The following is a 15,181-nucleotide window of genomic DNA, read 5'->3' on the forward strand; positions in this document are numbered from 1 at the left end:
GTGAATTATCAGAACCTTTCGCGTATAAAATAACATTTTGTAGTCAAAACCCTTATTAAAGGAATGAAATGCCAACACTTGCTATCTTTGTTGATGTACAAAATGTTTATTACACCTGCCGCCAAGCATATCAAGCCAACTTTAATTACAATCAGTTTTGGCGCGAAGCGACCGAAGGTTATGACGTTTCTTACGCATTTGCCTATGCGATAGGTCGCAGTGATGAAAAACAAAAGCAATTTCAAAATATCTTACGCGCGATTGGTTTTGAAATAAAACTCAAACCTTATATTCAGCGCAGTGACGGCTCTGCAAAAGGGGATTGGGACGTGGGGATTACTATCGACATGATGGATTATGCGCAAAGTGTCGATAAGCTTATTTTAGTCTCTGGTGATGGTGATTTTGCAATGTTAGTTGACCGTATTCAGAATAAATACGATAAACCTGTTGAGGTGTATGGCGTACCGACGTTGACTTCTGATTCATTAATTAGAAGTGCAAAACACTTTACTGCAATTACGCCTGAATTTTTGCTTTAGATTTTATAAGACAGCTCGCTATACAAAGCGAGCATGGCCTTTTTCATAAATAGCATGAAGATGTATATCAATGGCTTTGAGTACTTCTGTGCGTCCAATCGTACCAATTAAGTGATTATCGCTATCAACGACCGGATAAATTTTAGGTTTGTTTTCGGTCATTTGTTGAGCAAGTTCAAAAATCGAGTGCTCTGCGGTCACGGTCAATGGGGAGCTAGTCATAATTTCTTGTACGGTAAAAAAGGCTTCGCTTAAATAGGTATCATGTAACATACGTTTAATGCAGTCTTGTTCAGAAAGAAATCCAATCACTTGTTTGTTATCGTTTAAAACAGGGCCGCCTGACTGGTGTGAAAGTAATAAACGTTCTGAAGCTTCAGCTACACTCATAGTGGCTTTAAACGTAACTGGACGCTTATTTAAATAATCAATGACTTTTATGGATTCCATACTAAGTACCAAAGTTGTTTTATGAGAAGTGTTTTTAATTTTTAAGATGTTATGCTGTTGGTTAAGTCTAGCGGTTTTTAAATTTTGCGCAAAATCAGAGAGTCACTTATTTTTACAAGTATATCAGACTAATTATGTAATAATCGTTGGCTTGTTTTCATTGCCAAGCTGAAATACAGTAACAAGGTATGAGATTTGACTAAGTAACCTGATGTGGTAGATAACAAATCTATATCAGTTCAAACATAAAATATTTTTGTAGAATTTTCTTGCTCAAGAAGAGTGAATTTTAAATATTAGTAAAAACTTAATGACAACGCTGTCATTATTTGTGTAACATTAAATCAACAATGGGTCGAGGAATATTAGATTCGGTTGGATTTAATACCGAAGCTAATGATAAAAAGAAGAGATTGAGGTCATTTGATGGTTGCAATAAGTGCAAATGCGGACCAGTTATACATAGGAATTGATGGTGGTGGGACTAAATGTCGCGCAACAATTTTTAGTCCAGCAAAAGGCGTGCTTGGCACGGGTCTTGGTGGGCCTGCTAACCCACTTCATGGTTTAGACCGTACTTTAGAATCCATCATGGTTTCGACTCAGCTTGCAATTGAAAATGCAGGATTAAGTCTATCTTCGGTAAATGACATGGTCGCAGGTCTTGGTCTTGCAGGTGTCAATTTACCCAGCCTATATAGTCAAATTATAGAATGGCATCATCCATTCAAAAAAATGTTTTTAACAACCGACCTTCATACAGCCTGTATTGGCGCCCATGAAGGAGGAGATGGTGCAGTTATTATCACTGGTACTGGGTCATGTGGTTTCGCGTATGTAAATGGAAAAAGTACCATCTATGGCGGCCATGGTTTCGCTCAAGGTGATAAAGGTAGCGGTGCTTGGATGGGGCTTGAAGCAGTAAAGGTATCTTTATTAGCGCTTGATGGCCTTGGACCACAAACCAGTATTACTAATGCGGTAATGGCACAATTACAGGCAAAAGATAGTATGGCAATTGCAGAAAAAATGGCGGGTAAGCCTTCAAGTGTTTATGCCACATTAGCTCGTTTGGTTATTGAGTGTGCCAACCAAGGTGATGAAGTGGCTGTTGCAATCGTTAAAGATGGCGCGGGTTACATTAGCGACTTAGCAGCAAAACTGATGGAAAATAATCCACCACGTTTATCTATGATTGGTGGTTTGGCTGAGCCTTTGCAAAAGTGGTTACGCCCAGAAATTGCAGCATTAGTGAAAACACCTAAACAGCCACCAGAGATGGGTGCTGTATATTATGCCCAAAGTTCATTTGCAGTTTAAATTAAAAGGCACTTTGTATGACTCAAGTATTTCATGTTGATAGCGTTTTCACTGGTGATGCATTTCTTTCTCAATCAACAATTACCGTGACTGATGGTGTTATAACGTCGATTCAGGCGGGATTTGAAGGTGAAGGTCAACATCTTATGGGTTTACTCGTGCCAGGTTTTATTGATGTTCAGGTCAATGGCGGTGGGGGAGCTTTTTTTAATGCTGATCAAACCCCAGCTTGCTTAAATCAAATGGTAAAAGCACATGGTCGTTTTGGCAGTACAGGCTTAATGCCGACACTTATCACAGATAAAATTGAAGTGATGCAAGCCGCAGCAGACGCAACTGCACAGGCATTAAAAGAAAAAGTGCCAGGAGTATTAGGGATTCATTTCGAAGGGCCGCATTTGTCGTTGCCAAAAAAAGGCACTCATAGTGAACAATATATTCGTCCAATTTCAGAAGCCGAATTTGCAGTGTATGCCCGCCAAGATTTAGGCATAAAAATGATTACATTAGCGCCTGAAAATGTATCGGTTGAAGATATTAAACGGTTAGTGGGTTATGGCGTCAAGGTGTGTCTTGGCCATACCAATGCAGATTTTGAAACGACTCAAGCTGCGCTGCAGGCCGGTGCTGATGGTTTCACGCACTTATTTAATGCCATGTCGGCGTTTACATCGCGTGAACCTGGTGTGGTAGGTGCTGCACTTTGGGATAACAATAGTTGGTGTGGCCTTATTGTTGATGGTCATCATGTTCACCCAAATGCAGCAAAACTAGCGATTCGAACTAAAGCGCAAGGTAAAATGTTATTAGTAACGGATGCGATGCCACCCGTTGGAACTGATTTAACCGAATTTGACTTTTTTGATGGTCGTAAAGTAATTCGTACTGGTGATCGCCTTAATTCATCAACCGGCGAATTAGCAGGTTCGGTATTAGATATGGCAAGTGCAGTGCGTAATACGGTCAATACACTTGATGTTTCCCTTGCAGAAAGTTTACGAATGGCTTCGTTGTATCCTGCGCAATATTTAGGGCTTTCACATGCTAAAGGGCGTATTGCTGTTGATTACGATGCAGATTTTGTACTACTTGATATCAATCAATATGCATTACAGACCTTTATAGCTGGACAGCTTGTTTAATAAAATTCCTGGAATAAAAAACCCCGCTTAGCAATAAGTGGGGCTTTTTTTATTGATTCTGGTTATTGAAAAAGAGAGCAAAAATGACAAACACAGAGACAAAACCGCAAAAAAGACGGTTAGCATCACTTGATGCATTGCGTGGCATGGACATGTTTTGGATTTTGGGCGGTGAGAAAATTTTTGCTGCGTTATTTATCCTAACCGGTTGGACAGGCTGGCAAGTGGCTCATGGGCAAACCTTGCATAGTAATTGGCATGGATTTACATTTTACGATCTAATTTTTCCGCTGTTTATTTTTTTAGCCGGTGTTGCAATGGGCTTATCGCCCAAACGAATTGATCATTTACCTTTTCAAGAGCGGCGCGTTTATTATGCAAAAGCGTTGAAAAGGTTATTTTTATTAGCTGGTTTTGGTGTGTTGTATAATCATGGCTGGGGCACAGGTATCCCGTTTAATCTTGAAGAAATTCGCTACGCCAGTGTGCTAGGTCGTATCGCAATAGCTTGGTTTGTTTGTGTTATGTTGGTATGGCATACAAGTCTGAGAACACAAATAATTACCGCAGTGTCGTTACTGATCGGATATTGGTTATTACTTTGTTTTGTGCCCGTACCAGGCGGCCAAGCAGGTGATTTAACCATGGCTGGCACTTGGAATGCGTGGGTTGACCAACATTTATTGCCTGGAATTACTTATCAAAACAGAGCAACCGATCCTGAAGGTTTACTGTCGAATGTGCCTGCTGTAGTAAATGCATTGATGGGGGTTTTTGCGGGGCGACTGATAGCAAAAGCTAATCAATTCGGTGAATGGAAAACCGTCAGTTATTTATTTGGCGCAGGATTAACAAGCCTTGCTTTAGGCTGGGCTTGGAATATGGTTTTCCCGGTCAATAAAGATTTATGGACCAGCTCGTTTGTTTTGGTGACAGTTGGTTGGAGCTTGATTTTCTTAGCTAGTTTTTATGCGGTTGTTGATTTACTCAATACTCAAAAGTACTTTTATCCATTTATAATTATTGGTGCAAATTCGATAGTTATTTATTTAGCATCGAGCTTAGTACAGTGGGAATATGTTGCCCAAAGTGTTTTTGGTGGTTTAGTTAATGCGGGTTCTGAAGCTTGGCAGCCCTTGTTGGCGGTATTTGCTTTACTGGCCGTCCAGCTTTTAGTGTTACATTGGTTATATAAACGCAAAATATTAATTAGTGTTTAAGTGTATTTGTCTGAATTAAACACAAATATGTAAAAAATCGGGTTAATGGTCTTTACAAAAAAGATCATTAACGCAATAATGACAGCGTTGTCATAATGGTTTAAACCAAACGTAGTCGTATCCCGATTTGGTTTTGATCTATGGTTAATCTAACTGCACGGACGGGTTAATCATAGATCCCATTTTTTCTTCAACTCCTAACTTGAGCCAAGTCAAATGCAAATAGTCATTTTAAAAGACGCCGCAGAGGTTGCACACTACGGTGCACAAATCTTTGTAGACCAAATCAATAAAAAAGCAGACTCAGTCATAGGGTTAGCAACAGGCTCAACACCTGTAGCACTTTACCAAGACCTCATCGCTCGTAATGCAGCAAAAGAGGTTAGTTTTGCTGCAGTGACCAGTTTTAACTTAGATGAATACCTAGGATTAACGGGTGAGCATCCGCAAAGTTATCGGTATTTCATGAATGAACAGTTATTCAATCATGTGGATATTGATAAAAGTAATACCCATGTACCGCCGGGCGACGCTAAAAATCCGCTTACAGCATGTAAAGAATATGAAGCAAAAATCGAAGCTGCTGGTGGTATTGATGTGCAGTTGCTTGGTATTGGTCGCAATGGACACATTGGTTTTAATGAGCCATCGTCAGGTTTAACGTCTCGTACCCGAGTAAAAACCTTAACAAAAGCGACGATTGAAGATAATGCCCGCTTTTTTGCTGCTGATGAATATCAACCGCATTTATCGATCACTATGGGCATAGGTACTATTTTAGATTCGCGTAAGGTGGTCTTATTGGCAACTGGCGCAAATAAAGCCGATGCAATCCAAGCTATGGTTGAAGGCCCGTTAACTGCGGCGTGTCCTGCATCGGCATTACAAATGCATCGTAATGCGGTTATTGTGATTGATGATGCTGCAGCAAGTAAATTAGCCGATGTTGAATTTTATAAACACATCGAAGCTGAAAACCAAAAGTTATTGGCGCATTTAGCCACACTTTAACTAAAAAAGACCGTAAGGTCTTTTTTTACAGCTATAACGCTACAAAATCTGTAGCGAAGTTTACCTTGATTTGATAGGCTCTAAAAAATTATTTTTTTATAGAGACTTATCATGGCTATTCCCATTCCTGGGCAAGCGGTACGAGGCTCAAAAACAGGAAAGCCTATTATGGCTTTGTTTGATTTGTTAGGTCGCACTTGGTGTTTGGGGATTATCTGGCAATTACGAGAAAGTCCTGCTACTTTTCGCGAGCTTCAACTGCGCTGTGAAGATATTTCCCCGACGTTACTCAATTCTCGATTAAAAGAGCTTGCTGCTTTAGGTTTAGTGATAAAAACTCCTTATGGATATGATTTAAGTCAACATGCCCAGTTACTTGCAGAGCACATTAAGCCAATGGCAGCTTGGTCTCAAACATGGGCTGATTTACTGTTAAAAGGAACCCGAGATGTATAATTACGCACAAATGTACCTTAATCGGGCAAGTAAAGAGCGAAAAAGTCAGGATTGGTGCCAACGTCAAATGGTGCAAAATAGTCGTTGGGTATTAACCTATCAAGATAAAAACTTATTTAAGGTTGATGTTGCAGAACCTGTATTTTTAACTAAAGAGCAACTTGGTCTGCTTGATGTCAGCCAAGCCATCTTTTTAGGAAATAACGCTGAGCATGCGTATTTTGCAATTGATGTCAGTCATCTCGAAGAACCAGCGATCAAGGCGTTACATTATTTTGGTGAGTTTGTTGATTTACGTCGCCATGGTGTAGCCATTTTTGGCGAACAAGCTTCAATTTTAGCACTTGCTAGGGGCTTAAGTTATTGGCATCGAACGCATCGTTTTTGTGGCCGCTGCGGTCATCAAAATCATATGGTTGAAGCTGGGCATTCTCGAAAATGCACTAATGCGAACTGCTTGCATCAAACATTTCCTCGCACCGATCCTGCGGTTATTATGCTGGTAACACATGTCTTTGCCGATGGCATTGAGCGATGCTTATTAGGTCGACAAAGTGTTTGGCCAAATGGGGCGATGTCAACATTGGCTGGTTTTGTTGATCCTGGTGAAACGCTGGAACAAGCCGTTGCCCGAGAAGTAATGGAGGAAGCGGGTATAAAAGTGACCGATATTGGGTATTTAGCCTCACAACCTTGGCCTTTTCCATCTTCAATTATGTTAGGATTTATTGCGCGCGCAGAAGAGCCAAAAATTACTGTTGATGAAGATGAAATTGAGCAGGCTCATTGGTTTAGCCGCGCAGAGTTAAATGAATTTGGTCAATGGGGCGATGACAGCCAAGGCTATAAATTACCGCGAATTGACTCAATCTCTCGTTATTTAATTGAACACTGGCGCAATTTAGCTTCGCCAGAAACAGTATGATTTTTTGCTATTTCAGAGGCGAATTTGGAGAATAAAATGAAAAAAGAAACACAAATTGTCAGTGCAGGACGTAAAAAAGCATTTACTCATGGCGTGGTAAATCCCGTGGTACAACGCGCCTCTACGATTGTGTTTGATACCGTAGCCGATATGAAACACGCGGTGATTAATAGAGCCAATCACACTTTATTTTATGGTCGCAGAGGTACCACTACACATTTTGCGCTGCAAGATGCCATTAGTGAGTTAGAAAACGGTGCCGGATGTGCTTTGTATCCATCAGGTGCTGCTGCAATCAGCAATGCGATTTTATCCTTTGTTAAAACTGGCGATCATATTTTAATGGTGGATACCGCCTATGAACCGACACGTGATTTCTGCCGAGTAATTTTACAAAATATGGGGGTTGAAACGACTTATTACGACCCATTAATTGGCGAAGGGATTAAAGCGTTAATTCGTCCCAATACGCGTATTTTGTTTTTAGAATCACCAGGTTCAATTTCAATGGAAGTGCAAGATGTGCCATTGCTTGCAAGTATTGCACATGAGCACAATATGCTAGTGATGCTTGATAATACTTATGGTAATGGCTTTCATTTTAGACCACTGGATTTTGGGGTTGATATTAGTATTCAAGCTGCGACAAAATACATTGTTGGTCATTCAGATGTAATGATGGGAGTGGCTGTCGCAAATGATAAACATTGGCCACAGTTGCGCGAAAATTCTTATTTAATGGGGCAATGTACGTCTGCGGATGATGCTTATTTAGCACTTCGTGGCTTACGTACGTTGGCTGTGCGTTTACAACAACACGAAAAAAGTGCATTGAAAATTGCCGATTGGCTAAGTGCGCATCCTTTAGTTGATCATGTTCGTCATCCTGCATTGCCAACTTGCCCCGGGCATGAGTTCTTTAAACGCGATTTTCAGGGCAGTAATGGCTTATTTTCTTTTGTGATGAAAGAGGGCACTCAAGATGCTATTAACGCCTTTCTTGATGCATTACATCATTTTAAAATGGGTTATTCATGGGGTGGATTTGAAAGCTTAGTAACGGCAAATTTAACATTATCACATCTTAGAACTGCAACGGGTTGGCAGCATGGGCCGCTTATTCGTATCCATGTTGGCTTAGAAGATACCGATGATTTGATTGAAGACTTAGCGCAAGCACTGACCATTTATCAACAAAATATTTAATAAACAGCCTGCGTAGCAGGCTTTTTAATGGCAATTGTTACAAATAACATACTCATTAACAATTTAACCCTCGCAATCACTCTTTATTATGATTAGGGTAGGGTAAGTAAAAATAAAAAGAGCAAAAATATGTTTATACAACAAAGCATTAATCGTGCTTGGTGTTTAGCAACCTTTGAATTAGTAAGGTTGTTTTTTACCAAACGGGGTTTATTAGCCTTAGCGGCTTTTGCCACAGTGTGGTTTGTTATTTTGCGTTACCCAGTTAATTCGGCGGTAACGATTGTATCATCGGAAGATTTCCGCCAAATGGCGATGCAAATGTTTGGTGTGCTTGGTTTATCAGAACTGTTGACTTGGAAAGTACCTGAATTAGCCATTTATTGGTTAGTTGCATTGTATTCTTTTCCATTGTTTGCTCTTTTTGCTGCAAGCGATCAAACTTGTTCTGACCGCACTCGCGGTACGCTGCGTTTTATTACACTTAGAGCAACTCGAAATGAAGTGGTATTTGGCCGATTTATTGGGCAATTACTGATAGTGACAGCATTAATTGCACTGACGTTATTGGCTACTATTTTGATGGCGACTTATCGTGAGAGCGCGCTTTTGATGCCTGGTTTTGCTAAAGGGATTGGGTTATTTAAGGAGCTAGTATTAGCGGTGATCCCGTTTATTGCCTTAATGGCGTTTTTGAATAGTTTTATCCGTTCGTCCAAATTAGCCATTGTGATGTGTGTCTTATTTTATGGCATAGGCAGCGCGCTGATTGCAATCTTGACTCACTATATTCCTTTTTCTGAATACCTTTATTACATTTATCCTGGGTTTCAATTAAATGAAGTTATTGGTCAGCAGAGTTTTTCACTCAGTAGTTACCTTATTCCAGTTATTCAAAGCGCCTGTTATTTGGCCGCAGCCAGTTTGGTGATAAAAAGGAGTTCGCTATGAGTACAATTATTAAGGTTGATAGTTTAAACCATTATTTTGGTGCTAAACACGCGCTCAAAAACGTGAGCTTTGAAATTGCAGCGGGTGATCCTGTCGCATTAGTTGGCCCCAATGGTGCAGGTAAAACCACACTGTTTAGTATTTTATGCGGTTATTTACAAGCCAGTTCTGGTCAGGTTGAGATTTTAGGGCACCCTGCTGGAAGTTCGGCATTATTTGGTCAATTGGCGGCCTTACCTCAAGATGCGGTGCTTGATCCGCGTTTTTCGATTGCTCATCAGCTTACTTTTTATGGCCGTTTACAAGGATTGTCTGCAAAAGAAAGTAAAATTGAAGCGCAGCGTACTCTTGATTTAGTCGGTTTGAGTGAGGTATTGCAAGAAAAGCCAGCTGCACTTTCTCATGGTATGCGCAAACGAGTTAGCATCGCTCAAACTTTAATAGGTAAACCAAAAATTGTGATGCTTGATGAAGCAACCGCAGGTCTTGATCCCTTACATGCTCGTGAAATTCGCCAACTTGTGGCGGACTTATCGCAAGAAACAACGTTTATTTTAAGTTCTCATGATTTAAGTGAGTTAGAGCGTTTATGCCAACAAGTATTGTATTTAGAACTTGGGCAAATGCATCAACATCAAACCTTAGCCAGTGATGCAACGCAAGGCTATTTAACCCTTGCGATGAGTCAAAAACAAGAGGAACTTATCAGTCTTTTTGAAGGGCTTGCCGAAGTTGAAAAAGTCACAATGCCCCAAGATAGAGAGTATTTGATTACGCTCGCTGCTAATGTCGCAAGTCATGAAGCGGACATTAAGATTTTACAGCTTTGCCATCAAAAAAACTGGCGTTATCGTAGTTTAGTTAATGGTAAAACACTTGAAAATCAGCTGTTTGAATAGATTTCTATTAGCAATTATAAGAAATTCAGTAATATCGAGCTACACTTTATCAGTTAATACCAAAACAAGGAGACCCTAATGGGATTATTAAGTGGTTTAATGGGCAATGCCAGTGAGGTTGATGGAAATACACTTGATCAATTGATAGGAGACGCGTTGATTGATGGTGAGTCAGTGCAAAAGGCGTATAAAGTCATTCGTGATATGTTTGTCTTTACCAATAAACGGCTAATATTGATTGATAAACAAGGTGTTACTGGTTCAAAAATTGAAATGCTGAGTATTCCTTATAATAAAATTACTAAATTTAGTAAAGAAAGCGCAGGTCATTTTGATTTAGATGCAGAGCTCAAAATTTGGATTGGCTCAGAGCCATTACCACTAGTGAAAGAGTTTAAAGCTGGTGATAACATCAATGATGTTTACCGTATTTTGAGTCAGTTCGTATTATAAACATAATAGTAATATATCTTTAAAAAAGTCACTGAGTTTTAGCGGTTCTTTTAAGTAACTAAGCACTACTCATATTTTAACGACTAAAAAAGGCTCATTCTGTTGCAGAATGAGCCTTTTTATTTAGTTGTTAATGTTACTTACCAACCACATTGACGGCCTTTGTTTTGCTCATCAAGGTATTTTTGTAGTGGGGCAAAGTAATCTAAAATTGCAGTTGCATCCATTTCAGGCTTGCCTGTTACAGAAGCTAATGCTTCTTGCCATGGACGGCTTGAGCCCATTTCTAGCATAGCATTAAGACGTTCACCCGCTTCTTTTGAGTTATAAACCGAACAACGGTGAATTGCTTCTTTATTGCCTGCAATTTCACATAAGCTTTTATGGAATTCAAACTGTAGAATATGTGCTAAGAAGTAACGGGTGTAAGGCGTATTACCTGGTACATGGTATTTTGCACCTGGATCAAAGTCCGCTTCACTACGGGCAATTGGCGCTTTTACACCTTGGTATTTTTCACGTAAATCCCACCACGCTTGGTTGTAATTTTCAGGAGTTACTTGGCCTGAAAATACTTGCCAGCGCCATTGGTCAACTAATAAGCCAAATGGAATGAAAGCTACCTTATCCATCGCCATTTTCATTAATAAACCAATGTCTTTTGATTCATCAGGTACTTGGTCGAGTAAACCAATTTCTTTTAAATAACCAGGTGTGACCGAAAGAGCAATCGTATCGCCAATCGCTTCATGGAAACCATCATTGGCACTTTCTTGATAATAAAGTGGCAATTTGTTGTAAGCACGTTGATAGAAGTTATGCCCTAACTCATGGTGGATGACCGAGAATTCTTCACCAGTGCGTTGAATACACATTTTAATACGTAAATCGTCTTTGCTGTCTAAATTCCACGCAGACGCATGGCATTGTACATCGCGATCTTGTGGTTTAGTAAAAAGAGAGCGCTCATAGAAGGTTTCTGGCAGGGGGTCAAAACCCATCGAGGTAAAGAACTTTTCTGCGCCTTTAACCATAGTGAGTTCATCATAGTTATGTTTGGCTAAAAGTTCTGTGACATCGTAACCCGGATCCGCATCTGCAGGTGCCACTAAATCATAAACATTGCCCCAAGTTTGTGCCCACATGTTACCAAGAAGATGTGCTGGGATTGGCTGATCTTGAGGTACTTTATCTGTGCCATATTTTTCGCCCAATTTAGCACGAACATGACAATGTAAAGAATTATAAAGCGGTTTAACTTGGCCCCAAATACGGTCTAGCTCTTTGGCAAAATCATCAGCAGGCATGTCGTATTTGCTACGCCACATTGCGCCGGTGTCTGCGTAGCCAAGCTCTTTAGCACCTTCGTTTGCAAGCGTCACTTGTTGTTCATACAGTGGACGCATAGGTTTTGAAACCTGACGCCAACCTTGCCATAAATCGAGTAATTCATCGTAATCACGGCTGGTAGCCATTTTGGCTGTCATGTCGCCTAAGCTTAAACATTCACCTTCAGTTTTACAGTATTTACCTTTACCGTATAAACCACCGAGCTCAGCCATTAATTTTGAAAGTTCAGCATTTTTAGCTTCATCTTGCGGTGCTGCAAGCGTGAGCGCTTGTTTTAGTTTATCAAGTTTACGACGAGTATCACTATCGAGCTCAAGCGCATTAAATTTGGCTGCTTCATTCGCTAAACGGACCACGGCAGCAGTCATTTTTTCATTTACAGCGGCTGATAACTCAGAGGTATCTTCGGTAATAAAATTAGCATAAATCCATTCAGCTCGATTACTTTCTAAATATAGTGCTTGCAGTTCTTGCTCTGATTTGGCTAAAAATTGTTTAGCATCTTGAGCTGTCACAGCTTGTGCAACGACAGGTATGGCGTTGCTTTTATTTGCATCATTGCAGGCTGTAAGCGATAAACTTGCACCTACTACCAGTGCCGTTAAGCTTAGCTTAAAGGTTTTTGTTGTCATGGTGTTCCCCTGAAACATTATTATTGTGTTTATGCATGATAACAGCCAGTGCAGCTAGGGTAAATCACGCATGGTTACAGAAGTTTGAACTATAGGAAAATAAAAATTAAATCAGTCTATTAGCCTATAAATTTTCAGGTATGATGAAGAAGTTTTAAGCTATCAGGCACTGGTTAAATTTTTGCTTGAGCGAAATCAAAATAAGTAAATTGTATTAGCCTAAAACTAAATATTCATTTGAGTTCGGACTATACTGAATCTCATTGGTTTTTATTTGAATAAAAAGGGATCTTGTATGTCTATTTTAATTCTGCTGATAGTTGCAGTGGTAATTATCTTTATGGTGACTGATATTCGTTTGAGTTTGATCAGTCGACCAGCATTTGCGTTTTTCAAAAGAGTACTGCCGCCATTATCACAAACTGAACGTGAAGCGATGGAAGCGGGCGATATCTGGTGGGATGGAGAACTATTTAAAGGTGATCCTGATTGGCATAAATTACATGCATACGCCAAACCTAGCTTATCTGAAAAAGAGCAAAGCTTTTTAGATAACCAAGTACAAACACTGTGTGCAATGTTAGATGACTATAAAATTGTTCATCAAGATAAAGACCTTTCGCCAGAGGTTTGGCAGTACCTAAAAGACGAAGGTTTTTTTGCCCTCATTATTCCAGAAAGTTACGGTGGTCGTGACTTCTCAGCAATTGCAAATTCAACCATAGTCTCAACTATTGCAACAAAAAGCTTAACCGCAGCGGTCACTGTAATGGTACCTAATAGCTTAGGTCCGGGTGAATTACTGATGCATTACGGTACTGAGGAGCAAAAAGAGCGTTGGTTGCCCAGTTTAGCAAAAGGTAAAGATGTACCTTGTTTTGCCCTGACTGGCCCTGAGGCAGGCTCTGATGCCGGCTCAATTCCTGACACCGGGGTTGTTTGTGAGGGTCTTTATAATGGTGAAACAGTATTGGGTTTAAGGCTTAATTGGTCTAAACGCTATATTACCCTAGCGCCAGTAGCAAGCGTTTTAGGCCTTGCATTTAAAATGTCAGATCCTGATGGATTACTCGGCGATAAGGTCGATATTGGTATTACCTGCGCGCTAATACCTACGAGTCATCCTGGTGTGCAAATAGGAGAGCGTCATTACCCAATGGCCATGGCGTTTATGAACGGTACAACCTACGGCGAAGATGTTTTTATTCCTCTTGATTGGATTATTGGTGGCCCAGAATATGCTGGAAGAGGCTGGCGCATGTTAGTTGAATGCTTAAGTGCTGGACGCGGTATTTCATTACCTGCACTTGCCAGTGCGACCGGTCACTTAAGTGCTCGCATGACCGGTGCTTATGCTTATGTGCGTAAACAGTTTGGTTTATCAATTGGTAAATTTGAAGGTGTGCAAGAGTCACTTGCTCGAATTGGTGGCCATACGTATGCCCTAGAAGCGATGCGATTGATGACAGCAAGCGCTATTGATATGAAATTAAGCCCGTCGGTCGTGACTGCGATTGCTAAATATCATATGACTGAAATGAGTCGTGTCGTAGTTAACGATGCGTTTGATATTCATGCAGGTAAAGCTATCCAATTAGGTCATCACAATTATTTAGCGCATGGTTATATGGGCGTGCCGATTTCAATTACTGTTGAAGGCGCTAACATTTTAACCCGCAACTTAATGATCTTTGGTCAAGGTGCAACCCGTTGTCATCCGTATGTACTCAAAGAGATGGAAGCCGCTGCGATGGCCGATGCAGAAGAGGGTCTTAAACAGTTTGATGACTTATTAGTCAAACATATCCTCTTTGCAGGTACCAACGCTACAATGACTCTATTTCATGGTTTAACTGCTGCGCGTTTTAATTCGGCGCCAGTTTCTGGCCCAACGGCAAAATATTATAAACAGCTTGGCCGTATGAGTCGTGCGCTTGCAATTTCTACTGATTTGGCAATGTTGTTACTTGGTGGTGAGCTTAAACGTAAAGAAATGATTTCGGCTCGCTTGGGTGATGTATTAAGTCATTTGTATATCGCTTCAACGGTGTTAAAGCGTTATGAAGACCAAGGCCGCCAGCAATCTGATTTACCTTTTGTTGAATACTCAATAGATCACAGTTTGTATCAAATTGGCCAAGCTTTTTATGGCTTGTGTAGTAACTTCCCAAATAAATTGATCGGTTATGCACTTAAGCGTTTGATTTTTCCGTTTGGTAATAGTTATAGACAACCGAGTGACGAGTCCGCTCAGCAAATTTGTCAGCATATGATTAAACCAGGAGTCATGCGCAACCGTTTAACGCACTTATGTTTTATTGATGACAATGCAGGTACTGGTGTAATGGAACAGGCGTTTCAAGCCATGTACCGCTGTGAAGGATTATTTGCAAAGCTAAACAAAGCGCAACATAAAGGTGAGTTGCCAAGCAAAGTATCGATTATCGAATTAATTGAAAAAGCAAAATTCATTAAGCTGATTAATGAAGATGAAGCCGAAGCGATGCTTGCGGCTAATGAGCTACGTTTACAGGCAATTAATGTTGATAATTTTGCCCCTGGGGAGCTTGAAGGACGCACAGTTAAGAGTTCAAAAGCGGCTTAACTTCTCACCTATGTAAACA

General features: G+C 40.3%; 14 protein-coding genes. 12 read left to right on the forward strand and 2 right to left on the reverse strand.

Features of this window, described 5'->3' with window-relative positions; all coding sequences use genetic code 11:
* Positions 1-68 precede the first annotated feature (68 nt).
* Positions 69-542 (forward strand): LabA-like NYN domain-containing protein, encoded by a 474-nt coding sequence (locus PTUN_RS07450; RefSeq protein WP_009839608.1) that lies wholly within the window; start codon positions 69-71, stop codon positions 540-542.
* An 18-nt stretch (positions 543-560) separates the two neighbouring features.
* On the opposite strand, the gene PTUN_RS07455 is transcribed toward PTUN_RS07450, so the two are convergent.
* On the reverse strand, positions 561-992 hold the full coding sequence (locus PTUN_RS07455) for a CBS domain-containing protein (RefSeq protein WP_009839609.1): 432 nt from the start codon (positions 990-992) through the stop codon (positions 561-563).
* Between the two features lie 426 nt (positions 993-1,418).
* Between PTUN_RS07455 and nagK the strand changes: the two genes are divergently transcribed.
* From nagK to PTUN_RS07505, 10 genes are all read left to right on the forward strand, one after another.
* The gene (gene nagK / locus PTUN_RS07460; protein WP_009839610.1) at positions 1,419-2,312 is read left to right on the forward strand and encodes an N-acetylglucosamine kinase; all 894 of its coding nucleotides are present in this window, start codon (positions 1,419-1,421) and stop codon (positions 2,310-2,312) included.
* 17 nt (positions 2,313-2,329) lie between these two features.
* Positions 2,330-3,454, forward strand: a complete 1,125-nt coding sequence (nagA, locus tag PTUN_RS07465) for an N-acetylglucosamine-6-phosphate deacetylase (protein ID WP_009839611.1) — start codon at positions 2,330-2,332, stop codon at positions 3,452-3,454.
* Positions 3,455-3,537: 83 nt separating this feature from the next.
* Entirely contained in the window at positions 3,538-4,674 is a 1,137-nt protein-coding gene (nagX, locus tag PTUN_RS07470; protein ID WP_009839612.1) for a transmembrane glucosamine N-acetyltransferase NagX, read from the forward strand.
* Between the two features lie 216 nt (positions 4,675-4,890).
* Positions 4,891-5,685 (forward strand): glucosamine-6-phosphate deaminase, encoded by a 795-nt coding sequence (gene nagB / locus PTUN_RS07475; RefSeq protein WP_009839613.1) that lies wholly within the window; start codon positions 4,891-4,893, stop codon positions 5,683-5,685.
* A gap of 111 nt (positions 5,686-5,796) precedes the next feature.
* On the forward strand, positions 5,797-6,141 hold the full coding sequence (locus PTUN_RS07480) for a winged helix-turn-helix transcriptional regulator (RefSeq protein ID WP_009839614.1): 345 nt from the start codon (positions 5,797-5,799) through the stop codon (positions 6,139-6,141).
* Positions 6,134-7,066 (forward strand): NAD(+) diphosphatase, encoded by a 933-nt coding sequence (gene nudC / locus PTUN_RS07485; protein WP_009839615.1) that lies wholly within the window; start codon positions 6,134-6,136, stop codon positions 7,064-7,066. Before PTUN_RS07480 ends, nudC begins: the two co-directional genes overlap by 8 nt.
* A gap of 36 nt (positions 7,067-7,102) precedes the next feature.
* Positions 7,103-8,272 (forward strand): cystathionine beta-lyase, encoded by a 1,170-nt coding sequence (locus tag PTUN_RS07490; protein ID WP_009839616.1) that lies wholly within the window; start codon positions 7,103-7,105, stop codon positions 8,270-8,272.
* Between the two features lie 129 nt (positions 8,273-8,401).
* Positions 8,402-9,223 carry an ABC transporter permease subunit gene (locus PTUN_RS07495; protein WP_009839617.1) on the forward strand — a complete coding sequence of 274 codons (822 nt, stop codon included), beginning with the start codon at positions 8,402-8,404 and terminating at the stop codon, positions 9,221-9,223.
* On the forward strand, positions 9,220-10,122 hold the full coding sequence (locus tag PTUN_RS07500; protein WP_009839618.1) for an ABC transporter ATP-binding protein: 903 nt from the start codon (positions 9,220-9,222) through the stop codon (positions 10,120-10,122). The genes PTUN_RS07495 and PTUN_RS07500 overlap by 4 nt, the downstream gene beginning before the upstream one ends.
* Positions 10,123-10,200: 78 nt before the next feature.
* Complete coding sequence (locus PTUN_RS07505) at positions 10,201-10,575, forward strand: PH domain-containing protein (RefSeq protein WP_009839619.1); 375 nt, start codon at positions 10,201-10,203, stop codon at positions 10,573-10,575.
* Positions 10,576-10,715: 140 nt separating this feature from the next.
* On the opposite strand, the gene PTUN_RS07510 is transcribed toward PTUN_RS07505, so the two are convergent.
* The gene (locus tag PTUN_RS07510) at positions 10,716-12,557 is read right to left on the reverse strand and encodes a M2 family metallopeptidase (RefSeq protein ID WP_009839620.1); all 1,842 of its coding nucleotides are present in this window, start codon (positions 12,555-12,557) and stop codon (positions 10,716-10,718) included.
* 295 nt (positions 12,558-12,852) lie between these two features.
* Between PTUN_RS07510 and PTUN_RS07515 the strand changes: the two genes are divergently transcribed.
* Complete coding sequence (locus PTUN_RS07515) at positions 12,853-15,162, forward strand: acyl-CoA dehydrogenase (RefSeq protein ID WP_009839621.1); 2,310 nt, start codon at positions 12,853-12,855, stop codon at positions 15,160-15,162.
* Positions 15,163-15,181: the final 19 nt, after the last annotated feature.

It is taken from the genome of Pseudoalteromonas tunicata, from assembly GCF_002310815.1.
Classification (GTDB): domain Bacteria; phylum Pseudomonadota; class Gammaproteobacteria; order Enterobacterales; family Alteromonadaceae; genus Pseudoalteromonas; species Pseudoalteromonas tunicata.